Origin of the sequence: Klebsiella sp. CN_Kp066, assembly GCF_040065135.1 — a bacterium.
Lineage (GTDB): Bacteria > Pseudomonadota > Gammaproteobacteria > Enterobacterales > Enterobacteriaceae > Klebsiella > Klebsiella oxytoca.
Genome location: NZ_JBEAIU010000023.1, coordinates 131,802 through 158,177, shown reverse-complemented (window position 1 = coordinate 158,177; position 26,376 = coordinate 131,802). Strand labels below are relative to the sequence as shown.

Below are 26,376 nucleotides of genomic sequence, written 5' to 3'. Positions count from 1 at the left end.
ATCACTTATCCGTCAGGAATGCGTATGCAACAACACCACTCTATTTCCGCCGCAGGAGCCACGTTCCATCAGATTCTCGCCCGCGAGGACTGGCAGAACCAGACCATTACCCATCTCAACCGTTTACCGGCCCACCCGACTTTCGCCAGCTGGCGCGATACCGACGCGGCGCGGAAAAACCAGCCCTCCGCGTTCCGCCGTCGGCTTGACGGCCAGTGGCAATTCTCCTGGGCCCGCAGCCCGTTTGACGTGGATGCCCGCTGGCTGGAAGACGATCTGCCGGACAGCCGCAGTACGCCGGTACCCTCAAACTGGCAAATGCAGGGCTACGATGCGCCCATCTATACCAACGTTCGCTACCCTATCGACACCACCCCGCCGCGCGTTCCGCAAGAGAACCCGACCGGTTGCTACTCATTGACCTTTCGCGTTGATGAGAGCTGGCGGGCCGACGGCCAGACGCAGATTATCTTCGATGGCGTCAACTCCGCGTTTCATCTGTGGTGCAACGGCGAATGGGTCGGTTATTCGCAGGATAGTCGCCTGCCAGCGGCCTTCGATCTCTCCCCCTATCTTCAGCCGGGCGATAACCGTATCTGCGTGATGGTGATGCGCTGGAGCGCGGGAACCTGGCTTGAGGATCAGGATATGTGGCGCATGAGCGGTATCTTCCGTTCGGTCTGGCTGCTGAATAAACCGACGCTGCACCTCTGCGACGTCCAGCTTACGCCGCAGCTGGATGCCCTCTACCGCGATGCCGAACTGCTGGTGAACTTAAGCGTCGCCTCACCGGTCGCGCTGCTGGAGGAGCTGACGGTGAAAGTCGAACTGTGGGATGACGATCGCCTGGTCGCCAGCCACCAGCAGTCGCCCGGTTCGCCGATTATCGATGAGCGCGGAAACTATGCGGAGCGCGCGGCCATTCGTCTGCCGGTAGAACGTCCGGCGCTATGGAGCGCGGAAACGCCAGACTGCTATCGGGCGGTCGTGTCGCTGTGGCGCGGCGATGAACCGATTGAGGCCGAAGCCTGGGATATCGGTTTCCGCCGCGTTGAAATCAAAAACGGCCTGCTGCTGTTGAACGGCAAACCGCTGCTGATCCGCGGCGTCAACCGTCACGAGCATCACCACCAGCGCGGACAGGTCGTTACCGAAGAGGATATGGTGCAGGATATTCTGTTGATGAAGCAGAACAACTTTAACGCCGTACGCTGCTCGCATTATCCAAACACCCCACGCTGGTACGAGCTGTGCAACCGCTACGGCCTGTACGTCGTTGATGAGGCCAATATAGAAACCCACGGCATGGTGCCGATGAATCGAATATCCGACGATCCGGCCTGGCTACCGGCCTTCAGCGCCCGCGTCAGTCGAATGCTGCAAAGCAACCGCAACCATCCGTCCATTATTATCTGGTCACTGGGGAATGAGTCCGGCGGCGGCGGTAACCATGAAGCGATGTATCACTGGCTGAAGCGCAACGATCCCTCTCGCCCGGTACAGTACGAAGGCGGCGGCGCCGACAGCACCACCACTGATATTATCTGCCCGATGTACGCCCGCGTTGACCGCGACCAGCCGATTCCGACGGTGCCGAAATGGGGAATCAAAAAGTGGATCAGTCTGCCTGGAGAACAACGCCCGCTGATCCTCTGCGAATACGCCCATGCGATGGGTAACAGCCTCGGCAACTTTGCTGATTACTGGCAGGCATTTCGCGACTATCCTCGCCTGCAGGGCGGGTTTATCTGGGACTGGGCGGATCAGGCCATCAGTAAAACCTTCGACGACGGCAGCGTTGGCTGGGCCTACGGCGGTGATTTTGGCGACAAACCGAACGATCGCCAGTTCTGCATGAACGGTCTGGTGTTCCCCGACCGCCGCGCGCATCCTTCCTTAATCGAGGCCAAACATGCGCAGCAGTACTTCCAGTTTGCGCTGCTCGCGCAATCCCCGCTGCGTATCCGCCTCAGCAGCGAATATCTGTTCCGCGCCACCGATAACGAAGAGCTGCGCTGGCAGGTTCAGGCCGCGGGTGAAACTTTTGCTGAGGGTAGCGTGAAGCTGGCGCTTTGCCCGGAGGGCCAGAGTGAGCTGACGTTGTGCGATGCGCTGACGCTGCCCGCCGGCGCGGAAGAGGTGTGGTTGACGCTGGAGGTGGTCCAGCCCCAGGCCACCGTCTGGTCCGACGCAGGGCATCGCGTTGCGTGGCAGCAGTTCCCGCTCGCCGCGCCGCTGGCGCTACGCGGCCCTCGGTCTGCCGATATTGCGCCAGCGCTGGAGAGCAGCGACGCGGCCTGGATTGTCCGCAGCGGCTCGCAGCAATGGACCATCGATCGGCAAAGCGGTCTGTTAACCCACTGGCAGGTGGACGGCGTGGAACAGCTGCTGACCCCGCTGCGCGACCAGTTTGTGCGCGCACCGCTGGATAACGACATTGGCGTCAGCGAAGTGGAGCGTATTGACCCTAACGCCTGGGTAGAGCGCTGGAAAAGCGCCGGACTTTACGAGCTCAGCGCCCGCTGCGTCCAGTGCGACGCTCAGCGCCTGGCCCATGAAGTGGTTATCGATAGCCGCTGGCACTATCTGCGCGGCGACGAAGCGGTGATTGTCAGCCACTGGCGGATGACATTTGATAGCGAAGGCAAGCTGCATCTGGCGGTCGATGGCGAACGTGCCGGCACCCTGCCGCCGCTGCCGCGCATCGGGCTGAATTTCCAGGTTCCGGACCAGCACCAACCGGTATCCTGGCTCGGCTACGGTCCGCATGAGAACTATCCGGACCGCCGCACCAGCGCCTGCTTCTCCCGCTGGCAGCTGCCGCTGGAGGAGATGACCACGCCGTACATTTTCCCGACGGAAAACGGCCTGCGCTGCGACAGCAAAACGCTGGACTGGGGGCGCTGGCACGTGGGAGGCAACTTCCACTTCTCCGTACAGCCCTATGGCACCACGCAGTTAATGGAGACCGATCACTGGCACTGGATGAAGCCGGAAAACGGCGTCTGGATCACCCTCGACGCTCAGCACATGGGCATCGGCGGCGATGACTCCTGGACGCCCAGCGTACTACAGCAATGGCTGCTGCTTGAGACACAATGGCAATATCAGTTAACGATTCACTTCCAATAATAATCGGGGGCGCAAGCCCCCAACCTTACAGGCATAATAATATGGAATATTCACAATGAAACTCTCTGAACTGGCGCCACGAGAACGGCATAATTTTATATATTTCATGCTGTTCTTTTTCTTCTACTATTTCATCATGTCAGCCTATTTTCCCTTTTTCCCGGTGTGGCTGGCGGAAGTTAACCATCTAACCAAAACCGAGACGGGGATCGTCTTCTCCTCTATTTCGCTATTCGCGATAATCTTCCAGCCGATTTTTGGCCTGATTTCGGATAAGCTCGGTCTGCGCAAGCATCTGCTGTGGACGATTACGATTTTGTTAATCCTGTTTGCCCCCTTTTTTATTTTCGTCTTTTCGCCGCTGCTGCAGATGAATATCATCGCGGGCGCGCTGGTGGGCGGGATTTATCTGGGGATCGTCTTTTCCAGCGGCTCCGGGGCGGTAGAAGCCTATATTGAACGCGTCAGCCGCGCCAACCGTTTTGAATACGGTAAAGTCCGCGTCTCCGGCTGCGTCGGCTGGGCGCTGTGCGCGTCAATCACCGGCATTTTATTTAGTATCGACCCGAACATTACGTTCTGGATCGCCTCCGGTTTCGCTCTGATCCTCGGCGTACTGCTGTGGGTATCAAAGCCGGAGAGCAGCAACAGCGCCGAGGTTATCGATGCCCTGGGCGCCAACCGTCAGGCTTTCTCCATGCGCACCGCCGCAGAGCTTTTGCGGATGCCGCGCTTCTGGGGCTTTATTATTTATGTCGTTGGCGTCGCCAGCGTCTATGACGTTTTTGACCAGCAGTTCGCCAACTTCTTTAAGGGCTTTTTCTCCAGCCCCCAGCGCGGCACTGAAGTATTCGGCTTCGTCACCACCGGTGGGGAATTACTTAACGCGCTAATCATGTTCTGCGCCCCGGCGATTATTAACCGGATTGGCGCTAAAAACGCCCTGCTAATTGCCGGGATGATTATGTCAGTACGCATTTTAGGATCGTCTTTCGCTAACTCGGCGGTGGAAGTGATCATTTTAAAAATGCTGCATATGTTCGAGATCCCGTTCCTGCTGGTCGGCACCTTTAAATATATCTCTTCGGCATTTAACCCGAAGCTCTCGGCGACCCTGTTCCTGATCGGTTTCAATTTATCAAAACAGCTGTCAGGCGTTGTGCTCTCGGCGTGGGTAGGACGGATGTATGATACCGTCGGCTTCCATCAGGCCTATCTGATCCTGGGCTGTATTACCCTGAGCTTTACCCTCATCTCGCTGTTCACCCTGAAAGGCAGCAAAACCCTGCTCCCGGCCGCGGCATAACATCAGGCCGCCGGAAACCCTCCGGCGGCGCTTCGGCAATACACCGTTACTACACCGAATAAGTCAGTTGCCGCTAGCTGGCGATCCGCGTTTCCCCATCGCTATTTTCCCGCCCGTAAATCCGGGCTTCCGCCATGGATGAAACCAGCTCAGCCAGCTCCGCGGAGTGGCTGGTTAGCCAGATTTGGCTATAGCGGGAGGCTTCGACAATCAGCCGGGCCAGCGCGGGGAACATTTGACGATGCAGGCTGTTTTCCGGCTCGTTAATAGCCAGAAATGCCGGCGGACGCGGGCTCAGCAGCGCCACCGCCAGGCACAGGAAACGCAGCGTGCCATCGGACATTTCCGCCGCCAGTAAAGGTCGCCAGACGCCATTGCGGCGCATCTTTATCGAGAAACGCGAATTCTCATTTTCACAGTAAAATGTACACTCCGGGAACGCTTCGCCGAGGATCTCATGCAGCAGCTCTTCGGCGCCGATTTCCACGATGGTCTGAAAAGCGGCGGCAAGGTTGTGCCCATCGCTGTCCAGCACCGGCGAGCGGTAACCTACCGTCGGATGACGCAACGGCGAGAGTCTGCCTATATTGAATTCGTGATAAAAGCGCCAGTGGCGCATGGTTTCCCTGACCCTGGAGACTTCAGGAAAGCGGTGCGGCTCGCCCAGTTGGCCAAAAATCGATTCATTCTCATAAATCGCGTCGGTAAAAGTGCTTTTTTCACCATTGACGTCAACCAGGAACGCCGCCTGGTTTTTGCGTTCCAGCACGCGCGATGAAGGGCGTCGGGAAAATCCTGCCAGCCAGATAGACTCCTCTTTAACGATGGGATCCAGCTGGAACTGAGTCGGATACGGCAGTTTTTCCGGGAAACCTACCTGCAGCTGGTAGTCAAACTCATCGGTCAGGCAGGCAATCTGCAGCCGCCGCGGAAAGCGATCGTTCGGCGCGCTCGGCCCGGACCACATAATGTTCTCCAGGCCGCCTTCATCGCTGATATAACCGGAGAACTTTCCATCGGCGCAGGCGGTTAACAGATGGATGGCTTTATAAATGTTGGATTTGCCGCAGCCGTTGGGGCCAAAGACGATATTCAGCGCGCCGAGTTCCAGCTCAATATCCCTGACCGATCTGAAATTTTTTATCCGGATATGGTTAATCATAAATTCCCGAAACTGATAGAAGCGTTTCGCTCTACTGTATCGGAGGCAAAAGGAAAACGAAATATGAGGAGACCGGACGACAAGCGATCGCCCGGAACCTGCTTAGCCGAAGAGTTTTTTCATGCCGCGAGTTAGCGCGACTCTTTTGAGTTTTTCCGTATCCTCATGGCTCTCGTTGAAAACGCCGAAAAAATAGCGTTCATCATCAATGGTCTGCGATACGATTCTGTAGCTCAGCGGCTGACCGGATTTCGCGCCATACTGCGCAGGCGTCACGGAAATCTCCGTCGCGTTATCGGCAACGCTGACCATCAGGCCGTCGCCTTTCCCTCCAACCAGCATCACCTTAATTAACGGGTGCACCATGTCTCTCCCGGGTTGAGGTCAATGATTAATTTTCGATGGCCGCTGGCTGACAGTTGGCCGCTGCGCCGCCCTGGCCGGACGAGCCTTTCGGGGAAGCCGGACGCGCGCCCTCTTTACCAACAACGGGCGGTAACGGCACGCCTTCTTTGTCCACCGCAGGCGGCGCCTTCTGGCAGGTCGCCGTTTTCGTCACATCTGCGCCCCAGGCGGGCATTTGCAGACTCAGGAGCGCCACGGGAGCAAGCAGTAACGTATTCTTCAGTACTTTCTTATAGTTCATACCGGCCTTGAGTCAAAAATGTATTTCTCATGCTGAGCTAAGCGCTGATTATTAGTAGTAAAAGCTGACAAATGATGAAGGAAAAAAGAGGAATTGTGAACATCAATAGTTCTTATTTATGAATTGCGACGTTTCCAGCCCCAGCGCCCGAGGGATCTTATATCTAAGAATTATCTCAATCAATTGAAATAACAGGAATACCACCAATTCTGGCGAAGTTTTTTACAGGAGCACCGCTCTATACTGAAAACGAAAATAACCATCAGGATTATACAATGACAAAACTCCCTCTGATACTTCTTCTGGCTGGCGCGGGGCTATTACAGGGCTGCTCGGCGTTCGATAAACATCACGGCGTTAACTGGGGCGAAGGTACCTGCCCGACTCCCGCGCCAGAAGCGATTAGCAAATCGAAGCAGCTGATTATTGAGGATGGTAAAACCCTCAAATGCCAGATTCGTCCTTATGTCAGCAATATGGCCTGTCAGGGGATCACCGATAAAACTCATGCCGATGGCGTCGTTTGCCAGAACGGATTAGGGCAATCAATTTTGTTTACCTTCGACGATAAAGGCGTACTGCAAAAACACGGTAGCGTGTAAGCGCTCACGCTAGGGAAAATTCCTGGAGTGACGCTCGCCGCGGCCCGAACATTGGTACTTCGCCTGTTAGCCACTAGACTTAAATAAGTCAAACGAAAGGAGAGTCTCATGTCATCACAAGAGTATGAAAACGACGCGCAGAATCTGGCCGATAAAGTGGGCAATAAAGTCAATGAATTTGCCGGGGAAGCCCAGCAGCAGTTTGGTGATGCGGTAGATTCGCCGAAACATCAGCTAAAAGGCGCGGCCCGTAAATACGCCGCTCAGGCTTCGGATGCCGTTTCAGAGGTCTCCGAGCGCGTCAGGGAAAATCCGTTAACCGGACTGCTGGCCGCCGGCGCTATCGGCCTGGTCATTGGTCTGTTGGCAGGACGGAAGTAATTCTCCAGCCTGCGGGCCTGAAAACTGATGGCAAGCCGGTTTTACACCTTTCCCCTATTCCAGCCCGCCAATAGCTGAGAAACACCGGAGTGTTATCAGGTTACGCACTCTTCACCGGCCCGGTAAAGCGCTTGCCGCTACCGGGCTATTTCTCCCCTATGCGGTTTGTCAGCCATCAGAAGCGTTGAGAGCCTGAACGTGGGGTATTGCTGCAAGAAATCCTTAAAGCGCCCTTAAATTCCCACCACCGCAGCCACCTCAAACTGGAAAACGTACGGATCGGACAGCAGCTGGAATTGCTCATCATCGGCATAGGTGACGGCGACATGGTACTCTTCACCGGCAAAAGCGATGATAGCATCCAGATCGTTCCAGTAGGTCGCCAGAAAGAAGTGTTCCCACTCCCCCTGCGTTTCCCGCCTGACGAAGGCGCCCGCGTTGCCGGCAATGCTCCGCGAATGCTGCACTCCGGTTGCCTGCAAATGCCCCGCAAACGCATCGCCAAACGCAACGGGAACACAACCATGCCAGGTTCTGACAATCATCGACAGACTCCATATAAAATCAATAAAAATGAATTTATAGCAAATAAAATCGCCACTGTGTGATTTTTTATTCATTTCACACTATTGCGTCGACGCCCTTTTTTGCTGCCGTTTCTGCTTCTATCCCCAGGCCCAACCCTGCACGCTGACACATCCGCTAAAATTACAGGTATAATCCCACAAATTATTCAGCGGATTCAGAAACGAGATGACAAAACTCACCTTACAAGAGCAGATGCTAAAAGCCGGCTTAGTGACCAGCAAAAAGATGGCCAAGGTTCAAAGAACGGCGAAAAAGTCACGCGTTCAGGCGCGCGAGGCCAGAGAGGCGGTGGAAGAGAATAAGAAAGCGCAGCTGGAGCGGGATAAACAGCTTAGCGAGCAGCAAAAGCAGGCAGCGTTATCGAAAGAATATAAAGCGCAGGTCAAACAGCTCATCGAGATGAATAAAATCGATATTTCTAAAGGCAATATTGATTTTAATTTCACGGATAACAATTTCATTAAAAAAATCACCGTGGATAAACTGACCCAGGCACAGCTGATAAGCGGTCGCCTCGCCATTGCGCGCCTGGCGGGTGATAGCGACGGCGAGAGCAAATACGCGATTATCCCGGCAAGCGTAGCCGATAAGATCGCCCAGCGCGACGCCAGCAGCATTGTCTTAAACAGCGCGCTCAGCGCGGAAGAGCAGGATGAAGACGATCCGTATGCTGATTTTAAAGTACCTGATGATTTGATGTGGTAAATCGCGTTAGCCCGCTCAGGCAAAAGATTTAGACGTAGTCTGCGCGGGCAATGTGCTTTACACTGCGCGCGGCAAAAAATTGAGTAGATAAACGATTAACCAGGCGGTAATGGCGATGAACGGAACGATCACAACGTGGTTTAAAGATAAAGGTTTTGGATTTATCAAAGATGAAAACGGCGATAATCGCTACTTTCATGTGATTAAGGTTGCCAACCCTGAGCTGATTAAAAAGGATGCGGCGGTCACTTTCGAACCCACAACCAATAACAAGGGTTTGTCAGCGTACGCCGTGAAGGTCCTCCCGGAAAGCAAATATATCTATATCGCAGGCGAGCGGATTAAGCTCACGTCGATAAAATCTTACCTGGTTTATAACGAGGAGGAGCCTGCCGACACCCGCATTGATAAAGAGAACGCGGTCCTCTCCGTGGGCCTGCTGATGGGAAATATCAGGCCAAAATCAGCCGCTAAGCCCGGGGAAATGCGCTCGGTCAAAAAGCTGGCCATCACCACCTTCCAGGGCACCACGCTCATCTTCACGGAAGATGAGATAGACATCGACGCCACGGTGAAACTGCTTAAGGTGTAAGATCCTTCGGTGAAGAAAGCCGGGGCAGAGCTCACTTTCTGCCGCCCGCCTGCCCATGCAGCCTGACGTTTCCCGAACTGGTGTTGTGCAGCCGGGTACCGGGACAGTGGCGCAGGTTTGGCTCTTCTGTAAGCCGCAAAAAACAGCCGCAACGCGCAGGTTGCGGCTACCTTCAATACGCTTAACTGGCAGCTATCAGGCTCTACGCCCGGCGTTCATTGCTGTATCAATGCCGAGGATCGGCAATGATACGTGAAGGACTGCCGTATAGTACGAGTATCTTATTACCTTCGACAAACAAGGGGGTATTACCTTGTACAACGGTCATCAGATTACCGTTTTCCGTTTCGATAACATATTCCATCCCCGTCTGTTTTGTCGCAGAAGCTTCAAGCGCTGCGCCGGTTAGCCCCCCGACAACCGCCCCGCCAATAGCGCCGACAATATTCGCGCGAGTGCCTCCTCCAATTGCAGACCCTGCAGCCGCTCCCGCGGCCGTACCCGCAGCACCGCCCAAAGCGGATGTGCCACGAATATCGACCGGTCGCGCGCTAATGATAGTGCCGGCAATAGAGCGATTCACCATGCCTACCGAACCCACGGAATAGCTATTCGGGGAAATATCCTGCGCACACCCCCCTAACAACGTGAGCATCGTGATTAAAGCGACCCGTCTCATTTATCTACCTTCGAAGGGAACATCGGGCGGGAGAGTTCAATGCTTTCTAACGCTTGTAAGAACTGCGTAATATTGTTTTGTACCGCGCGGTTTATTGATTCACGGGCGCGAACAACGCCCACGAAGGCATAGGATGCAGGCACAGTTCCAGTAGATTCGATATCTTGCGTATAAATAATATCGCCATTAGAGCGGTTAATTACCTCATAACGCGCAACGGCTTTCGTTGTCATGGCCATGCCAAAGCTCGGAACGTCAATCGCTAAGACTTTCACGTTAAGGCTCACCGTATTAGCAGAGTTATCTTTAAAGATCGCCATTCTATCGAGCGCCTCTTGTAACGAGTCTCGCCAAATGGGGGTAATGGTTTCCATCCCCGCGACGATATCGCCTTTCTGCTCATCGGGACGCGCAAGCGAAACCGTGAGTGATTTTAGCTGTGCATCAATTTTCTTCTGGCTAACGCCAACGCCAGGTGTAGAAAAATTCAGAGGTGGAACGCTGGCACATCCTGTTAAAGACCCAATAACAACAGCAATTAAGAGTAGTTTTTTCATTATTTATCCCCGTTAGTTGTAAGGTCATCCTAACGTAATAAATAATCCAGATATATTGATTTTAATCAGTTAGTTAAATAATAGGATAAACATTATCTCTGGCGTGGACGTTAAATGGATTTTGCCATCGCTTTTTGGGCTCTCGGCTACGCTCACAACATTTATCACTGCAATCAGATAAAAGCGCGCAGGATACTGAAAGATAGACACTAATTTATTCAGAACTTTCTCAGGTTTTAATTTTTTAAAGGGATTGAGTAGCGGATATTTGCGCCATAAACCGGGCCCTGCTCAACGAACTTCGAGAGGGCCAGGTCCGCCGCGATTGCGGCCACGGCGCCGTTGAAAATAGAGGAGAAGCATACTGACCTATACTTAAAATCTGATATCCGATTAGAGGTAGCTATGTGCGGACGTTTTGCTCAATCACAAACCAGGGAAGAATATCTGACCTATCTGGCTGAAGAAGCCGAGCGCGACATTGCTTATGATCCGCAGCCTATAGGACGCTATAACGTGGCGCCCGGTACCAAAGTTCTGTTGCTCAGCGAACGTAACGAACGGCTGCACCTCGATCCGGTACACTGGGGCTATGCCCCCGGGTGGTGGGACAAACCCGCGCTTATTAACGCTCGTGCCGAAACCGCGGCCACCAGCAGAATGTTTAAACCGCTATGGCAGCATGGCCGGGCGATTTGCTTTGCCGACGGTTGGTTCGAGTGGAAGCGTGAAGGCGATAAAAAACAACCCTACTTCATCCATCGTAAAGACGGTAAGCCTCTATTCATGGCGGCGATCGGCAGCGTACCTTTCGAACGCGGCGATGAAGCGGAAGGGTTTCTTATCGTCACGTCCGCCGCCGATCGAGGCCTTGTCGATATTCACGACCGCCGCCCGTTAGTGCTGGAGCCTGAAGCTGCCAGGAAATGGATGCGCCAGGATGTCGGTGGGAAAGAAGCGGAAGAGATTATTGCCGACGGGGCGGTTTCCGCAGACCATTTCGCCTGCCACCCGGTATCGCGAGCGGTAGGTAATGTGAAAAACCAGGGACCGGAATTGATACAAGCACTCAGCTAAGCACAATCTGCATATACCTCTTACAGGCGCGATCGTTCCATGTTCGTAAAATATATCACCCAGAATAAGCTAATCCGCATTATGTGTTAAAGAAAGGTTATTATACAGCACAAAGTGAACAGAATTTACATTAACGTCACCTATCATATTCGCCATAATCAAAATTGGTGATGTTAATGACTGTACTTAAAAGCTTTTTCTTCTTCCTTGGCGCGGCTTGTACCTGCGCATTTGTGGTACTTTGCCTGTGGGTCGATATACATTATTGGGATTATAATATTTCGGAATTATCACTCACTGAAATTGTTCAGGAGTTGGTGTTAGCTACCATTGTTGTTATTCATTTTCTGCTGGCGAAGCAGTATAAATCCATGCGCTACTGCAATATTCTTATTGGCGGCTTTTTCCTTGCCATGCTAATTCGTGAGCTGGACGCCCTTTTTGATCTTATTTCTCACGGGAGTTGGGTGTGGTTTGCGCTGATTGCCGCTCTGGCAGCCTTAATTAATCCACTTATTCATTATCGTCAGACCATGGAACAGCTTACACAATATACCCGTACGCCCGGGTACGGCATGTTAATCAGCGGGCTGCTGGCTATTCTGGTCTTCTCCCGACTCTTCGGTATGCAAGGTTTATGGCAGGCCATACTCGATGACGGTTACGTTCGGGTTGTAAAAAATGTCGTTGAGGAAGGCAGCGAATCATTCGGTTATATGCTTTGTCTCACCGCCTCTATTGGTTATTACTGCAATTTTCGCGGAACCCTGGGGCAGGAATCAACCTGAACCCTGCGCTGATATTGGCGTGTTATCCGAGCTGCGAGCTCAACCAGGCAACTTGCTAAGAAAGGAATGGTATAGAGTTGCGGCGTTCTCCCTATCACCTGACCTGAAGCAAATCGCTGTATCTCGTGGTGTAACGCGGCGAAAGCATCTCTCTTTTCATTTGCCATGCGGTCTGAATACCCTGCCCGGCAAAATAAAGGGTGCCTCTTCCCTCTTGCGAGTTGAGATGATCGAGCACTTCCATAAGCTTGCCGCTGTTATGCCGCGGGGCGTTGTCATCAAACAGGTTTAACTGCGCGACGCCCTGGCTAAAAAAGTCGCCGAGCATGACGCCAGCTTTCTGATAGCGGTGGCCATCGCGCCAGATTTTATCCAGGCACTTTACCGCCGCATGGATAATGTCGCGGGAATCCTGCGTGGGGATGAGAAGCATCACCTGGGCGCTGTTGCCATAGTAAGGCTCATTCAGTGCAAAGGGGGAAGTCTTCACGAACGTCGAAATAAAGCGGCAGTACTGATGCTCACCGCGCAGCTTTTCAGCCGCGCGGGCGGCATAGCTGCAGATCGCCTGACGCACCTGCTCATACTCGGTGACGCGTTCGCCGAAAGATCGGCTGCAGACGATCTCCTGCTTTGCCGGCGGGAATTCTTCCAGCTCAAGGCAGGGCTCGCCGCGAAGTTCTCTTACCGTTCGCTCCAGTACGACATTAAAATGTTTTCGGATAACCCATGCGCTCTGCTCTGAGAGATCCAGAGCCGTTTTGATGCCCATCGTATTCAGTTTCTTACTGATGCGTCTGCCAACGCCCCAGACATCCTCCACGGGAACCAGGGCCAACAGCCGGCGCTGACGCTCAACGTTCGACAAATCAACCACGCCGCCCGTCTGCCTTTGCCATTTTTTAGCCGCATGATTGGCGAGCTTAGCAAGGGTTTTCGTTTGGGCAATGCCAACGCCAACGGTCAGATGCGTACGCTTAAGAACCGTAGCGCGGATCTCTTTACCAAACTCCGTCAGGTCACGGCAGTTTCGCACCCCCGTTAGATCGCAAAAAGCCTCATCAATGCTGTAAATCTCTACCCGCGGCAACATCTCCTCAAGCGTTGTCATCACGCGGTTGGACATATCCGCGTAAAGCTCGTAATTGCTGCTGAAGCAAACTACGCCAGCCCGTCTGAAAAGATCCTTTTGTTTGAAAAACGGTTCTCCCATCGTTATCCCGGCGGCTTTAGCTTCTACGCTGCGCGCAATCACACAGCCATCGTTATTGGAAAGGACAACCACCGGCCGCCCTTTTAAATCGGGTCTGAACACCGTCTCACAGCTGGCATAAAATGAGTTCACGTCACACAGGGCGAACATCTCAGCCAGCCGCTTTGATGATATACGTCACCACACCGAATACATCCAGCGTGTCCTCGCTACCCACGACGATGGGGGTATAAGCGATATTCATCGGATTGAGCTGAACCCGTGGATGAAGCTGCAGCTTCTTAACGGTGAACTCCCCGTCCACCGCGGCAATCACGATATCGCCATGGACTGCAGTTCTTGAGCTATCCACGACCAGAAGATCCCCCTCACCAATGCCCGCATCCTTCATGCTATCGCCCGCAGCTTTGACAAAATACGTCGCTGAGGGGTGATTGACTAACAGTTCGTTCAGGTCGATTCGTTGTTCAACATAATCCTGAGCGGGGCTCGGAAAACCACATTGAACGAGACAACTGTATAGCGGAAGTGAAAGGACTTCTCGCAGCTCTGCTGGGGTGTAAAAAATCATTGTAAGTATCCGCTCACATAAGTACTGTTTATACATACAGTAGATTTAACCCGGCGACATATCAATATAGGTTCCGTCTATCAATTTACCTCACTGTCGTAACATATTGATGTAACGAGTAAGGTAAGTCCTAAAGTGTTCCCGGCGATAAACTGTTTGTTGGTTTTGCCAGCAGTGCGACGATAAAATTTTGTCGCTATGGTTCTGCCTTCATAGCAAATTGCTCACCTGCAGCTCTTGCATACGGTTCGCAGGTGAGCAAACTGATCCCGCAGGGAAAATGACTTTTCCGCAGTTTGTACCGTGCATTTCTTGATATATCGGCGAACCGTTGCATAATTAAGATAATGCGCATCGCGCCCTTCTTCACGGGATATGCCAGTAGCAGCGCTATTCAACAGGAACCGCTTCTGCAGCTCACCCCCAGTCTGACCAGGCCATCGACACCTTCAGTAATAGCGTTCTTGAATGTTATTCAACAGCTTCATTCTATGAAGGCAGAAACACGTTTTCTCAAAAAAATCTTGAAATGAGGATTTAAGCCCATGAAATATGTATAGTTACAATGATATAGAAATAATTAAAGCCAACCTCGAGTGGATTGTTAATCAAACGACTGCGAATTCCCGGAGCCCCTCAGTTTCCGATCGCAAAACGCTCAACAGCCTTCAGGAGCTCATACAGAGCTATGAAGGGCTACTTGAGTTAATCATCCAGTATGGAATTGCTGTAGTAGATAAGGAAATCATCGAAGGGCTGTCCCTTACGGAGAAGTTTATTGCTAAGGTTAAATCGAATGCGCATGCATTTTAGCCCCCCCAACAGAATCTCCAGGCCAATATTGATGCGTTTAAGGGGTGACGCTGGAGAAGAAAACAAACAAAAACCGGGCTCTGGCACCCGGTTCTCTTTGACTTGATAAAGCGATCGACTCACTCAGCCCGCGGTTTTCCGGCACCGGCTCAATATCAGGATCCTGCCCGCGCTACTGGCGATAACGCTCAGCTAAATTAGATCAGTTCTGTTGCCGCGAGACAACACCGCCTCGCGCAAGCTCTGGCCGTTTTCTCGCGTTAAACTGCCCTGCTCAACGAATCACCGGCAGCCCTGGTCCACTATCTGCTTAATCCAGTCGGTTAACCCGGAAGCCCGCCGCATGCTTATACTTTGCTGGCGAGGAAAAGGAAGGATAAAAAAGGGAGAGCAATCTGTTTTGCTTTAATTATTTATATTAAAGAAAAACAGGCCGCTAAAGGTAAATCCCCTGACCTGTTTATCCGACATTAATAATCCTAAAAAAGAGTTATTTACACTGGGAACCTAAACCAAGTTTGACATAAGGTAATGACAGCATATCGGGTTCAGTACTGGAAAAGTAAATGACGCCAGTGCGGGACTCTCCTGGCTTATATGGGGATAAAAGTTCTAACTGTATCCCATGCCCCATTAAGGTTTTCCCCATATTATCATCGAGGTAAAAACACATTTTATTATCTTTACCAGGAACCAAAGGTTCACTGGAGTTGTTGTTAACCGTAACCTGATATGATAGCAAATGCTCAGCTTTCCCCGTCACGCTGTTCCATACACTTCCGGCCCCCTCTTTCTGCGCATAGACAGTGACGTCTGGGGACTTAACGGCGGAAATCGCCTGACCGGCGGCCATTAAAGATAGAAACAGACTAAAAATTTTAATTTTCCTGGAGAACATTATAATCCCTCACGCTAAAAACTTAAGAACAGGTACTAACATGACAACACAGCAAGGTTAAGTCACACTCATGCTATTTACAATACATTTATCGCTTATTTCATCCCTTTAGCTTAAATCTTATAAAAACTCACATTTTGATGTGGGCGCACATCACACAGAACATTTAAATAAGAAAAGAGGGACGTTTGATATTTTATTATAAAGCATGAGATGACTGCCTGCTTTTGTAACAAAATGTATTAGCCATTGAATTACGGAACTCACCAGTTAAATTATAAGCATGGAAATCAGTATCTGACTAAGTAAAAATCATCATTGATTGTGACCTGCCCCATATATTTTTATTCAATGGATGATAAACATAACAAATATAGGAATTGACAACCACGGATGTTATTTAAATTTGCTTTTTTAAATAACACAATTACAACAATTGATAATATCAAGATACTAAAGGTAAACATTTGCATAGTTATTTTTTGCGGCTTACCCTAAAGCCTCATATCAGGAGTTTATTCCCAATGAAGATATCATTATTAGCATTTATATTTATCACCCTGACCGGCTGTGTGGACCCCGGCCTTGTCGGGATACATCCAGAATTACGCACGAGTTATTTTAATGGTTATAAAAATGAAGTCGCGTCATGCTTACAATCCGCAGCGGTGAACAACGACTTATTGATGCAACAGGATGACTCGCTGCCAGACGGTTCCTATAGATATAACATTCTGGACGCAGGAGGAAACACCGTAGCATGGGTCGATATAGCAGATTTTAGCGGAAAGCAAAGCACCGTAAGTTTTTATTATGCCCGCCATAACAAGGATATGTATGAAGCTATTTCATCAATAATTGCACAGTGTAAAAGGGTGTCTTAAGGATAAAGATTGATTTTGGGGAAGAAAAATCTGCCTCGACAATCCCCCACGCATGACCATTCCCGCCGGGCGTTTTGATGTCCCTACGGTTACCGTCGGCAACGGATCCGTTACTTGCTGCCCGGTAGCTCCGGTTCGGAATTTGGTCAGTTATCGTTGGGGCACCATAGTCGCAGGCGCGCAGCTCGCGATAATCAATGCCATAACCCAGCCAGCAATCTCGTTCCACTTAAAATTAGGCTATGTTTTAATACAGAGTTGATATTATAACAATTTATAAAGGGAAGTTATTACACTTCCCTTAACGAAAATTTTAAGAAATTTGCAAACTATTCACATAGGGTAAATATTTATTTTATTCCATAGGTAAATTGCGCAATTTCAAGAAAGATAGCTTATCCCAGTAGCCTCTTTGAAATAAAATTTTATTATTTACTATTTGAAAAAAACCGCAACCTCTCAAACCGAATGGGTCACGCCACTCTAAAATTGCCCATTGCCCATCTTCGAAAATGTTTTCAACGATACAAACCATTTGTGCGTAAGAAAAATCTTGTTCAAACATTTTCTTTATAGCCTCTTTCCCAACAACTGGCTCATTGGCAACCTGATGGTTTATTGCATTATCATCATATAATTCTGAGATGGTTTCTATATCTGCATTATTAAATGCGTCAACCCATTGGCAAAGTACTTCTTTTGGCTTCATATACTTTAACTCCTCGGTATGTGATAATTTTTATTTTAATTTGCAATATAAAAAAATCTAATTTCATTAATGCATACTACTTTTACAATTAATTTCAAGACAATGTATACATTAAACGCATACAGGTTCTCGAGCTTTAAAATCCATTGCTCTTGCAAAAGCACGGAATATATTGCATTGAACTACTTGATCTATTTTTGAACCTAATACGAGCATTTCTTTTAGATATCAAAGCAACGGCTCTTGTTGAGATACTGATGGTTTTTAACTATCTGAAATCAAAGATTTAACATTTGCCATAATATGGCCTCTGAATCTTTAAATATACTATTATTATGGTATATCACCAAAAACTATCAACTTCAACATTTATTTAAAACCAGGCCAAAAATTAAAACACCATGAGGATTCAGTACTCAAAATGCCTCTCTAACGCCAGCGCGTAGATCATCTCCCCAGTTGTCCCAATCCAGCTTTCCATATTTTTTTACCGTGCCATCCGTTTGGTCCGACACGTTCAAGATGTGGGGGATCAAAAACCACCACAGAAAACGATGAGGCTTCAAAAGGTAACCTGCGAAAATCGGCGATAATATCGGGGATTATAACCAACTGTCGGCCATCACAAAGGGCATGCCGCTCGGCATGGATATCGCTGAATATGCCGCGCTCGTCATGTTCAGGGAGGCACAACAACATGGCCCTTTGTGTTCAAAACCCCATGCTGATGGCGATAGTCACCATACAAAGACGCGGCGATCTCACCAAAATGAAGTTCTCTGATAAGCGGGGAAGATAATTGCAAATGGCGCTCTGTCAGCAAACCATTTCACCTGGCGCCCTGTTCGCACGGTTAGTAACATGAAAAAAATGGCCAGAACTGATGATGCTACCAATAGCCTATAGCTTTGAAAACGTCCGCTATACGTCAGAAGCGGATGTTGATGCTAAAGACCTGAGATAGAGGTACACCAGAAATGGCAGCCTCCTGATACTTACCCCTCTACAAAAAATCACCAATATCAGTTGGATGCTGATAACAAGGGCATTAGTTTTGGGTTTTATTTTTCATATCCGTATAAATTGATTCTACCTGATAAATACTCACCTAAATACACTTCACTGATTTTATTGAAGCCTTGCTTTATAACTTCGTTTTCTAACCAGTCACTATTCTTGTTAAGGATTTCGAGCAGATCATGGTTGGCCAAACCATCCACTATGATTGGATAACGTATATTTTCATCACCATTTTGTATAATGGTTAACTGACCATTTTGTTCAAGTATCACTCGTTTAAGCTGTTCTATTTCATAAATACCACTTGCTCTTAATTTGAACATCAAATCATTAGCTGAAACACCATTGCGTAAACATTCCTTAACATTGACACTTCCATTATGAACCAAAGTAATAGGCTTTCCATCAAGAATTCTTTTTACTAACCGATTATTTTCTTTTAAAAACTTAAGAACAAAAACCAGAAAAGTCCATATAATTAATACCAGAACAAATTGTAGTACTGTTATTGATTCATTGTAAATTACGCCACCAATAATCCCCCCCAGCACATAGTTCTGAACCTGATCCATTGCGGATGAAGGGGCCAGATTTCCCTTTCCCATGAGATTTATTTGAACAATTAAGCACAGTATTCCCAGTCCCAACTTTATTATGATAGGTGTATAAATTATCATTTCTATTCCTCAGTTTTTCACGATTTCAACATCTGGGGTTACTAACGAAACCTCTACCAGGCTGTATGTTGTTTGATCCAGACTTAAGTTGACACGATAATAAAAATCATTAATTTTAACGATAATGCCATCCGAAAGTTGTACTGAACTGGAGAATATAGAATTAACACTCACTTTTTTTTCTTGTGACAACAATCTAATAAAGTTGACCATTTGTGATGACCTGGAGTGTATATTTTGGCTATCGGTATAATCTGCATACTGAACACCAGAAATGAAGAGTAAAAATAAGAACGCAATGATCGTTAAGTCACGGTATTTAGTTTGTAAACGATGGCGCATATACAGGCTAAAAACAACGATCAGGATAAATAATGTACTAAATATAATAATGTATTTTAAATAATCATTGATATTAGACTGCATTTGTAGATAATCGATGCCATAAAATCTCATAAATTTATAATCCCTAAACCTTCAATACCCCATTTTCGTTATAGTAACGCATAGCCTCTTACAGCCATGATGTTACTTAACAACCTGTAATTATCAGCCATCAGCTGCAATTTGTCATTATCTTTTAAGCCGTAAGTGGAGCATTGATGGATTAAGTATCTGCATATGGGGGGTGTTGGCTCATGGAGCATTTTTATTTGGAATGAACAACTTAATCAAAGGTTCAAGCGCGCAGCCGAAGGATCTTCAAAATTGACCATCCATTTTGCAAAGATCTTCACAAATAAGTCTGGGACTCCCTGCTGAAAGCCTTGTGCCGGAAATGAACATTTTGAGGCTATTGATGTAAGTATCCCGCATAATCGTGCCATTCACATTTAGAGATCCTCCGCCATAATCAGTCGGCCAACAAGTTTGCCGACCTGTACCTTGAGAACCGGGCGCTGAGTTGAGACTGATAACTGGCACCCTTTCTTTGTTAAAGTGCAGACAATCGCTATCGATTTAGCCGCCACGCATCTCGCAGCATTAGCTTTTGCCGCCGTTTTGTCTGATCCGGTAGGAGTGCTGGGATGTGGCTTAATTATGGCTGGAATTGGTGCTATCGTTAACGATACCATCGTAGAAGAAGCTAACAAAATTATCGCTATTTAACACCAATTTTGTTTTGTAACCAATACAAAGCTATTATTATTTTATAATGGCTTCCTTCGATTGCAGAACTCTGCAAGCGATGCCAAAGGAATCGCAGATAAGAAATCAAATATATAATACAAAGTCAATTTATTGGTTTCAGTGGCATCAAATGGGGCATGCCTCATGATATTTTGGGGAAAAGTTTTGGCGGGATTTTGGGGAAGAAAAATAGACAAAAAACCGGGCTCTGCTGAACTGCGCCCGGTCTTCTTCTACTCGTCAAAACGCGCGACTAACTCAGCCCGCGGTTTTCCAGCATCGGCTCAATCTGCGGATCGTGTCCGCGCCACTGGCGATAAAGTTCTGCTAAATCAGTACTATTGCCGCGAGACAAAATCGCTTCGCGGAAGCGCTGGCCGTTTTCACGAGTTAAACCACCCTGCTCAACGAACCACTGGTAGCCGTCATCCGCCAGCATCTGCGTCCACAGATAGGCGTAATAACCCGCGGCGTAGCCGCCGCCGAAAATATGCGAAAAGTAGCTGCTACGATAGCGTGGCGGCACGGCGGGAAGATCCATTTTCTCCGCATGCAGGGCTGCGGCTTCAAAAGTATCAACGTCATCGGGTAGCTTATCCACGGCTACGCTGTGCCAGTGCATATCCAGCAGCGCCGCCGCGAGCAGCTCACTCATATCGTAGCCTTTATTAAACTTCGCCGCGCGGAACATGCTGTCGCGAAGCGCTGCCGGCATGGCCTCGCCGGTTTGGTAATGCCGCGCATAGTGGGCAAACACCTGCGGCTCGCTGGCCCAATGTTCATAAATCTGCGAAGGAAACTCAACAAAATCGCGTGGCGTATTGGTTCCCGACAGGCTGGCGTACTTCTGGCTGGCAAACAGCCCGTGCAGCGTATGGCCAAACTCGTGAAATAAAGTGATAACTTCATCCCAGGAAAGCAACGCGCTGTGCCCGGCTTTCGGTTTCTGATAGTTACAGACGTTGTAGATAACCGGATGCTGCGCACGCAGGGTGGATTGTTCGACAAATACGCCCATCCACGCCCCGCCGCTTTTGCTATCCCGCGAGAAATAGTCGCCATAAAAAAGTGCGATACCCTCGCCGCTAGCGTCGATGATTTCCCAGACCCGCACGTCAGGGTGATAAACCGGGATATCGAATCGTTCCACAAAGCGAATGCCAAACAGCTGTGTCGCTGCCCAGAATACGCCATCACGCAGAACGCGCTCGAGAGCAAAATAGGGCTTAAGCTGTGCTTCATCGATAGCAAATTTCGCCCGGCGCACCTGTTCTGCGTAATAGAGCCAGTCCCACGCTGCCGCGCGGAAGTCGCCGCCTTCCTGATCGATAACCTGCTGAATATCCGCCAGCTCCTGTTCGGCTCGCGCCCGCGCCGCCGGAGCGATTCGCCGCATAAAGGCAAACGCCTCTGCCGGGGCGCCCGCCATCTGATCGGCCATCGACCAGCTGGCAAAGTCATCTGCGCCCAGCAGTTGCGCTTTGCGCGCGCGGATTGCCGTCAACCGCAGCACCAGCTCGCGTGTGTCATTCGCATCGCCCTTCTGATTTCGCGTCCAGCCAGCTGCAAAAAGATTTTCTCGCGTTTGCCGATCCTGCAACGAAAGCAGCGCAGGCTGCTGGGTGGTATTGAGCAGAGAAAGCAGCCAGCGTCCGCTTAACCCTTTCTCCTGCGCGGCTTCTGCCGCTGCGCTTATCTCATCATCGCTGAGACCTGTGAGCTGATGAACATAATCCACCGCCAGGCCACCCGATTTTACCGCCGCCAGCAGGCGCTGTTGGAACTGGCTTTGCAGCGCCGCCGCTTCGGTATTCAGCGCGCGCAGCGCCGCTTTTTGCTCTTCCGCAAGCGTGGCTCCCGCAAGGGTAAAGCGTTGCCAGGTTACCTCAAGGAGACGTCTGGACTCGGCGTCAAGGGAGAGCGATTCTCGCCGCTCCCACACCAGCTTCACCCGCTGAAAAAGAGCATCGTTGAGCCAGATATCGTTAGCCAGTTCAGCCAGCTCGGCGGAAAACTGCTCATCGAGGGCCTGAATGGTCGGGTTAGTCTCCGCGCCTGCCATCGCAAAAAAGACGTTGGTTACCCGCGCCAGCAGCTGACCGCTCTGCTCCAGGGCCTCCAGGGTATTGGCAAAATCAGCCGGCTGCGGGTTATTAACGATAGCGGCAATTTCTTTACGCTGGCGACGAACGCCTTCGTCGAAGGCGGGTCGGTAATGGCTGACGTCAACCAGATCGAAACGCGGCGCCTGATAAGGCAGCAGGCTAACGCTGAAAAAAGGATTGTTCTCCGACATCTTCATCTCCTGAAAACGATTATCCTGTAAGATTAGGCAACTCATTGATTGACCGCAATCAATACTCTGTGTATCGCCGCGATCGACAACGTCTGACTGATGATTTCCATTACCCGTCGCCGGGATCGCGTGCTATGGTATGAAGACACAAAAAGCGTTGAGGAACAGTAAGATGATTATCCTGGTTACCGGAGCAACCGCGGGTTTTGGTGAAAGCATTACTCGCCGTTTTATCGCTAACGGTCACAAAGTGATTGCCACCGGGCGTCGCGAAGAACGCCTGAAAACTCTTAAGGATGAGCTGGGCGAGAATCTTTATACCGCCCAGCTGGACGTACGCAATCGCGCAGCCATCGAAGAGATGATTGCCGGGCTGCCGGCTGACTGGCAGGCGATTGATGTTCTCGTCAATAATGCCGGGCTTGCGCTGGGTCTTGAACCCGCCCATAAAGCCAGCATTGAAGACTGGGAAGACATGATTGACACCAATAACAAAGGGCTGGTTTATATGACCCGCGCCGTTCTGCCGGGAATGGTTGAACGTAATCGCGGCCATATCATTAACATCGGCTCGGTCGCCGGCGCGTGGCCATATGCAGGCGGTAACGTCTACGGCGCGACCAAGGCGTTTGTGCGCCAGTTCAGCCTGAACCTGCGTACAGACCTGCACGGTACGGCCCTGCGCGTGACCGATATTGAACCGGGCCTGGTTGGCGGAACCGAATTCTCTAACGTGCGCTTTAAAGGTGACGACGCGAAGGCGGGTAAAGCCTACGAGAATACCGAAGCCCTGACGCCGGAAGACGTCACCGAAGCGGTCTGGTGGGTCGCGAACCTGCCAAAACACGTCAACATCAACACCCTGGAAATGATGCCGGTCAGCCAAAGTTTTGCCGGACTGAACGTTCACCGTCAGGGCTAAGCTCCGTGACCCGGCCTGCAGGCCGGGTCTGGGCTGGACGGTAAAAATCCCGTAAAATAGCGCAACTACCTTATAAAAAGTAACCATCAATGGCCGCAGAAGCTCAACTGAATCCGACACAGCCCGTAAATCAGCAAATTTATCGTATCCTTCGTCGGGATATCGTCCATTGTCTGATTCCGCCCGGAACCCCGCTTTCGGAGAAAGAAGTCTCCGTGCGCTTTGACGTTTCTCGCCAGCCGGTGCGCGAAGCCTTTATAAAACTGGCTGAAAATGGCCTGATCCAGATCCGTCCGCAGCGCGGCAGCTACGTAAATAAGATCTCTCTCTCGCAGGTACGCAACGGTTGTTTTGTCCGCCAGGCTATCGAATGCGCCGTGGTGCGACGCGCTGCCGGAATGGTGAATGATGAGCAGCTCTACCAGCTTGAGCAAAATCTTAATCAGCAGCGCACGGCGGTTGAGCGCCAGCAGTTAACCGATTTTTTCCAGCTGGATGATGAGTTTCATCAGAAGCTTTCGCAAATTGCCGACTGCCAGCTCGCCTGGGATACCGTTGAAAACATTAAAGCCACCATTGACCGGGTGCGCTACATGAGCCTCGATCACGTCACTCCTCCCGATATGATGCTGCGCCAGCATTATGATATTTTCCAGCCGCTGGTGGCCCGCAACCCGGATGCGGTTGAAAAGGCGATGAGCCTGCATCTGCAAGAAATTAGCGAATCCGTGCTGCTGGTACGTCAGGAAAATAGCGACTGGTTTAGCGAAGAGTAAAATGCGTAGCGGCAGAACGTTTCTCTGCCGCCAGAAACAAAATGATCGGTATTATCTGACAACCAAAACCGGTATTTTGGCGTGGCGTAAAATCGACTCGGCGTTAGAGCCCAACAGATGGGTTGATATTCCCGGTTTACGGGAGCCAATAACGATAACATCAAATTCTTCATTACTGCTCACCGCCAGGATTTCATCACGTACGTTGCCAAACACCACTCTGGAGTGAATTCGCCCGGCGGGAATCGAGAACAGACGGGATATCGTCTTCATTTTTTTCTCCGACTCCTCGCGCATATAGGCTTCAAACTTACGTATATCAGCCGCAAAGCCGCGCAATATTGAGCTACTGCTGTTCGGCAGAACGTTGAGCAGCGTTATTTCACCTTCATCCGCTGAGGCCAAAAACTCGGCATGACGCACCGCCTTATCACTTAAATCCATTTCAAAAACGTCTACTGGCAACAAAATTTTTTTGTACATAGACCGTTCTCCTTTTTTCTGAGGAAACTTAGTAAGTTAACTCATCATGCCATAGTTACTTCAGCAGGTGAATGATAAATCACCCAAATAAATACTTTAGAGATTAAAATAAACGCCAATTATTTATACTTAACTGTTGTTAGATAAAGTTATGTATATTCAACGATCTGGATCAAGATTTATTATTTAAACAGCCCTCCCTGAACATAAAAATAGTGTTCAGAAATGGTATGTAACAGTAATGCCGCCATCATCGGCGGCACCATGTTTAGTTCTCCTGAGCCCAGGCGGCAACGGTCGCTTTGGCTCCGTGTTTTTTCAGCGACAGATAAGCGCGCGTGACCTCATTAACAAACCGGGGCTCCTGGCTCAGGTCCTGGCCGAAAATAGCCTCAATGCCCATCAGCGCTTTAACCCGCTCTTCTCCGTCCGCGCTATTTTGGACAGTCTGCTGGATGATCGGCAATAGCGGATCGGAAATTTCAATTTCCTGCCCCCGGTCGTCCACCCCGCTGACGTAGCGCATCCAGCCGGCAACGCCCATCGCCAGCAGCGTAAAGTCGCTGCCATGAACCAGGTGCCAGCGAATCGAATCCAGCATCCGCTGCGGTAGCTTCTGACTGCCGTCCATGGCTATCTGCCAGGTACGGTGCTGCAGCGCCGGGTTGCTATAGCGATCGATCAACAGGCCGGCATAGCGTGCCAGATCAACGCCCTGCACGCTTAGCGTCGGCGCCTGCTCAGTCATCATCAGCGCATGCGCGGCGCGGCGATAGTTGTCGTCCAGCATGCAGTCATTAATATGCTGGTAGCCGGCCAGATAGCCCAGCCAGGCAAGGAAAGAGTGGCTGCCGTTTAGCATACGCAGCTTCATCTCTTCAAACGGCAGCACGTCAGAGACCAGTTCGGCGCCGGCTTTCTCCCATTCTGGACGACCGGCGACAAAGTTATCTTCGATGACCCACTGGCGAAACGGCTCACAGGCGACGCCCGCCGGGTCACGAACGCCGGTAAGCTGCTCAATTTTCTCTAATGTATCGGCCGTTACCGCCGGAACGATGCGGTCCACCATAGTGGAGGGAAAAGTGACATTACGCGCAATCCACTCGGCTAACTCAGCATCGACAGCGTTAGCATAGGCGCAGACGACATTACGCATTACGTGACCGTTTTCCGGCATATTATCGCAGGACATGACGCTGAACGGCGGCAGTCCTGCTGCTTTGCGCCGCGCCAGCGCTTCAACCACCACGCCCGGCGCAGATTTCGGTTGATGAGGATGTTGTAAATCGGCAGCAATTAACGGATGGTCCAGCTGCAGCTGGCCGCTGGCCGGAGAGTGGCAGTAGCCCTTTTCAGTAATGGTCAGTGACACAATCGCGACCTGGGGCTCGCACATTTTCGCCAGGACGCTTTCCAGGCCATCCACCTGGGCATGTATCGCCTGCTTAACCACGCCAACAACGCGAGCGGTCCAGGCATCGGCCGACATTTCCGCGACGGTATAAAGTAAATCCTGCTGCTGCAGGTCGGCAATCTGCTGTTCGCCGCCGATCAGGTTTACCTCAATATAACCCCAGTCGCTGTCGTGCTCCGTCGCCAGAATATCTGTATATACGGCCTGATGCGCGCGATGAAATGCGCCAAAGCCCAGATGGACAATGCGCGGAACGAGACGGTTACGATCGTAGGATGGCAGCGTGGCATGCGCTGTTAAAAGCATATTTTCCATGGTGGCTCTCATATTTATGATTTCTGGATCCCCACA

27 protein-coding genes and 3 pseudogenes are annotated in these 26,376 nt (G+C 50.4%); 13 read left to right on the top strand and 17 right to left on the bottom strand.

Features of this window, described 5'->3' with window-relative positions; translation table 11 throughout:
• The first annotated feature begins 24 nt into the window (after positions 1 to 24).
• Both ABLV75_RS03680 and ABLV75_RS03675 read left to right on the top strand, forming a co-directional pair.
• On the top strand, positions 25 to 3,132 hold the full coding sequence (locus tag ABLV75_RS03680) for a beta-galactosidase (RefSeq protein ID WP_032734536.1): 3,108 nt from the start codon (positions 25 to 27) through the stop codon (positions 3,130 to 3,132).
• A gap of 55 nt (positions 3,133 to 3,187) precedes the next feature.
• A complete protein-coding gene (locus ABLV75_RS03675) occupies positions 3,188 to 4,438 on the top strand; it encodes an MFS transporter (RefSeq protein ID WP_004102393.1) in 1,251 nt (416 codons plus the stop codon).
• Between the two features lie 73 nt (positions 4,439 to 4,511).
• Here ABLV75_RS03675 and ABLV75_RS03670 read toward each other — a convergent pair whose 3' ends face one another.
• The 3 genes from ABLV75_RS03670 to ABLV75_RS03660 form a co-directional block, all read right to left on the bottom strand.
• Positions 4,512 to 5,600 (bottom strand): AAA family ATPase, encoded by a 1,089-nt coding sequence (locus ABLV75_RS03670; RefSeq protein WP_004102394.1) that lies wholly within the window; start codon positions 5,598 to 5,600, stop codon positions 4,512 to 4,514.
• A gap of 102 nt (positions 5,601 to 5,702) precedes the next feature.
• Complete coding sequence (locus ABLV75_RS03665; RefSeq protein ID WP_024274240.1) at positions 5,703 to 5,963, bottom strand: hypothetical protein; 261 nt, start codon at positions 5,961 to 5,963, stop codon at positions 5,703 to 5,705.
• Positions 5,964 to 5,991: 28 nt separating this feature from the next.
• Positions 5,992 to 6,246 carry a hypothetical protein gene (locus ABLV75_RS03660; RefSeq protein WP_004102396.1) on the bottom strand — a complete coding sequence of 85 codons (255 nt, stop codon included), beginning with the start codon at positions 6,244 to 6,246 and terminating at the stop codon, positions 5,992 to 5,994.
• 275 nt (positions 6,247 to 6,521) lie between these two features.
• Between ABLV75_RS03660 and ABLV75_RS03655 the strand changes: the two genes are divergently transcribed.
• Both ABLV75_RS03655 and ABLV75_RS03650 read left to right on the top strand, forming a co-directional pair.
• A complete protein-coding gene (locus ABLV75_RS03655; protein WP_004102397.1) occupies positions 6,522 to 6,848 on the top strand; it encodes a hypothetical protein in 327 nt (108 codons plus the stop codon).
• Between the two features lie 108 nt (positions 6,849 to 6,956).
• A complete protein-coding gene (locus tag ABLV75_RS03650) occupies positions 6,957 to 7,229 on the top strand; it encodes a DUF883 family protein (protein ID WP_004102398.1) in 273 nt (90 codons plus the stop codon).
• 233 nt (positions 7,230 to 7,462) lie between these two features.
• Here the strand turns inward: ABLV75_RS03650 and ABLV75_RS03645 are convergent, their stop codons facing one another.
• Positions 7,463 to 7,774 (bottom strand): hypothetical protein, encoded by a 312-nt coding sequence (locus ABLV75_RS03645; protein WP_004102400.1) that lies wholly within the window; start codon positions 7,772 to 7,774, stop codon positions 7,463 to 7,465.
• Positions 7,775 to 7,982: 208 nt separating this feature from the next.
• Here ABLV75_RS03645 and ABLV75_RS03640 point away from each other — a divergent pair, with 208 nt between their 5' ends.
• Positions 7,983 to 8,522 (top strand): DUF2058 domain-containing protein, encoded by a 540-nt coding sequence (locus tag ABLV75_RS03640; RefSeq protein ID WP_004102402.1) that lies wholly within the window; start codon positions 7,983 to 7,985, stop codon positions 8,520 to 8,522.
• A 109-nt stretch (positions 8,523 to 8,631) separates the two neighbouring features.
• The gene (locus tag ABLV75_RS03635; RefSeq protein ID WP_004102404.1) at positions 8,632 to 9,114 is read left to right on the top strand and encodes a cold shock domain-containing protein; all 483 of its coding nucleotides are present in this window, start codon (positions 8,632 to 8,634) and stop codon (positions 9,112 to 9,114) included.
• A 226-nt stretch (positions 9,115 to 9,340) separates the two neighbouring features.
• On the opposite strand, the gene ABLV75_RS03630 is transcribed toward ABLV75_RS03635, so the two are convergent.
• A complete protein-coding gene (locus tag ABLV75_RS03630) occupies positions 9,341 to 9,793 on the bottom strand; it encodes a hypothetical protein (RefSeq protein ID WP_004102406.1) in 453 nt (150 codons plus the stop codon).
• Complete coding sequence (locus ABLV75_RS03625; protein WP_004102408.1) at positions 9,790 to 10,350, bottom strand: UDP-N-acetylglucosamine acyltransferase; 561 nt, start codon at positions 10,348 to 10,350, stop codon at positions 9,790 to 9,792. The genes ABLV75_RS03630 and ABLV75_RS03625 overlap by 4 nt, the downstream gene beginning before the upstream one ends.
• Before the next feature lie 405 nt (positions 10,351 to 10,755).
• Between ABLV75_RS03625 and ABLV75_RS03620 the strand changes: the two genes are divergently transcribed.
• Positions 10,756 to 11,427, top strand: coding sequence for an SOS response-associated peptidase (locus ABLV75_RS03620; protein WP_004102410.1), 672 nt, complete (start codon positions 10,756 to 10,758; stop codon positions 11,425 to 11,427).
• A 176-nt stretch (positions 11,428 to 11,603) separates the two neighbouring features.
• The gene (locus ABLV75_RS03615) at positions 11,604 to 12,215 is read left to right on the top strand and encodes a hypothetical protein (protein WP_004102413.1); all 612 of its coding nucleotides are present in this window, start codon (positions 11,604 to 11,606) and stop codon (positions 12,213 to 12,215) included.
• Positions 12,216 to 12,309: 94 nt separating this feature from the next.
• On the opposite strand, the gene ABLV75_RS03610 is transcribed toward ABLV75_RS03615, so the two are convergent.
• From ABLV75_RS03610 to ABLV75_RS03600, 3 genes and pseudogenes are all read right to left on the bottom strand, one after another.
• A complete protein-coding gene (locus ABLV75_RS03610) occupies positions 12,310 to 13,578 on the bottom strand; it encodes a Y-family DNA polymerase (protein ID WP_032728336.1) in 1,269 nt (422 codons plus the stop codon).
• Between the two features lies 1 nt (position 13,579).
• Positions 13,580 to 13,999: a translesion error-prone DNA polymerase V autoproteolytic subunit gene (locus ABLV75_RS03605; RefSeq protein WP_004102417.1), complete on the bottom strand. Its 420-nt coding sequence runs from the start codon at positions 13,997 to 13,999 to the stop codon at positions 13,580 to 13,582.
• Positions 14,000 to 14,283: 284 nt separating this feature from the next.
• A pseudogene (locus ABLV75_RS03600) lies at positions 14,284 to 14,415 on the bottom strand (terminase small subunit); the annotation flags it as partial.
• Positions 14,416 to 14,551: 136 nt separating this feature from the next.
• Between ABLV75_RS03600 and ABLV75_RS03595 the strand changes: the two are divergent.
• Positions 14,552 to 14,812, top strand: a complete 261-nt coding sequence (locus ABLV75_RS03595) for a hypothetical protein (protein WP_004102419.1) — start codon at positions 14,552 to 14,554, stop codon at positions 14,810 to 14,812.
• Positions 14,813 to 15,302: 490 nt separating this feature from the next.
• Here ABLV75_RS03595 and ABLV75_RS03590 read toward each other — a convergent pair whose 3' ends face one another.
• Positions 15,303 to 15,710: a DUF4354 family protein gene (locus tag ABLV75_RS03590; RefSeq protein ID WP_004102423.1), complete on the bottom strand. Its 408-nt coding sequence runs from the start codon at positions 15,708 to 15,710 to the stop codon at positions 15,303 to 15,305.
• Positions 15,711 to 16,234: 524 nt separating this feature from the next.
• On the opposite strand from ABLV75_RS03590, the gene ABLV75_RS03585 reads away from it, so the two are divergent.
• Positions 16,235 to 16,594 (top strand): hypothetical protein, encoded by a 360-nt coding sequence (locus ABLV75_RS03585; protein WP_004102425.1) that lies wholly within the window; start codon positions 16,235 to 16,237, stop codon positions 16,592 to 16,594.
• Between the two features lie 355 nt (positions 16,595 to 16,949).
• Here ABLV75_RS03585 and ABLV75_RS03580 read toward each other — a convergent pair whose 3' ends face one another.
• The 4 genes and pseudogenes from ABLV75_RS03580 to ABLV75_RS03565 all read right to left on the bottom strand — a co-directional run bounded on the left by ABLV75_RS03580 (position 16,950) and on the right by ABLV75_RS03565 (position 19,456).
• Entirely contained in the window at positions 16,950 to 17,303 is a 354-nt protein-coding gene (locus ABLV75_RS03580) for a nuclear transport factor 2 family protein (RefSeq protein ID WP_004102427.1), read from the bottom strand.
• 419 nt (positions 17,304 to 17,722) lie between these two features.
• A pseudogene (locus tag ABLV75_RS03575) lies at positions 17,723 to 18,002 on the bottom strand (SAM-dependent methyltransferase); the annotation flags it as partial.
• Between the two features lie 362 nt (positions 18,003 to 18,364).
• Positions 18,365 to 19,000: a DUF421 domain-containing protein gene (locus ABLV75_RS03570; RefSeq protein WP_004102429.1), complete on the bottom strand. Its 636-nt coding sequence runs from the start codon at positions 18,998 to 19,000 to the stop codon at positions 18,365 to 18,367.
• A 9-nt stretch (positions 19,001 to 19,009) separates the two neighbouring features.
• Positions 19,010 to 19,456, bottom strand: a complete 447-nt coding sequence (locus tag ABLV75_RS03565) for a DUF3290 domain-containing protein (protein ID WP_348854890.1) — start codon at positions 19,454 to 19,456, stop codon at positions 19,010 to 19,012.
• Between the two features lie 462 nt (positions 19,457 to 19,918).
• Here ABLV75_RS03565 and ABLV75_RS03560 point away from each other — a divergent pair.
• Positions 19,919 to 20,110 (top strand): annotated as a pseudogene (locus tag ABLV75_RS03560) (colicin-like pore-forming protein); the annotation flags it as partial.
• A gap of 274 nt (positions 20,111 to 20,384) precedes the next feature.
• Here ABLV75_RS03560 and dcp read toward each other — a convergent pair.
• A complete protein-coding gene (gene dcp / locus ABLV75_RS03555; RefSeq protein WP_004102433.1) occupies positions 20,385 to 22,427 on the bottom strand; it encodes a peptidyl-dipeptidase Dcp in 2,043 nt (680 codons plus the stop codon).
• A gap of 172 nt (positions 22,428 to 22,599) precedes the next feature.
• Here dcp and ydfG point away from each other — a divergent pair, with 172 nt between their 5' ends.
• Entirely contained in the window at positions 22,600 to 23,349 is a 750-nt protein-coding gene (gene ydfG, locus ABLV75_RS03550; protein ID WP_004102434.1) for a bifunctional NADP-dependent 3-hydroxy acid dehydrogenase/3-hydroxypropionate dehydrogenase YdfG, read from the top strand.
• Between the two features lie 89 nt (positions 23,350 to 23,438).
• Entirely contained in the window at positions 23,439 to 24,125 is a 687-nt protein-coding gene (locus ABLV75_RS03545) for a GntR family transcriptional regulator (protein ID WP_004102435.1), read from the top strand.
• Positions 24,126 to 24,176: 51 nt separating this feature from the next.
• On the opposite strand, the gene ABLV75_RS03540 is transcribed toward ABLV75_RS03545, so the two are convergent.
• Both ABLV75_RS03540 and ABLV75_RS03535 read right to left on the bottom strand, forming a co-directional pair.
• Complete coding sequence (locus ABLV75_RS03540; RefSeq protein WP_004102436.1) at positions 24,177 to 24,608, bottom strand: universal stress protein; 432 nt, start codon at positions 24,606 to 24,608, stop codon at positions 24,177 to 24,179.
• Between the two features lie 268 nt (positions 24,609 to 24,876).
• Entirely contained in the window at positions 24,877 to 26,340 is a 1,464-nt protein-coding gene (locus ABLV75_RS03535) for a mannitol dehydrogenase family protein (RefSeq protein ID WP_004113336.1), read from the bottom strand.
• Positions 26,341 to 26,376 lie beyond the last annotated feature (36 nt).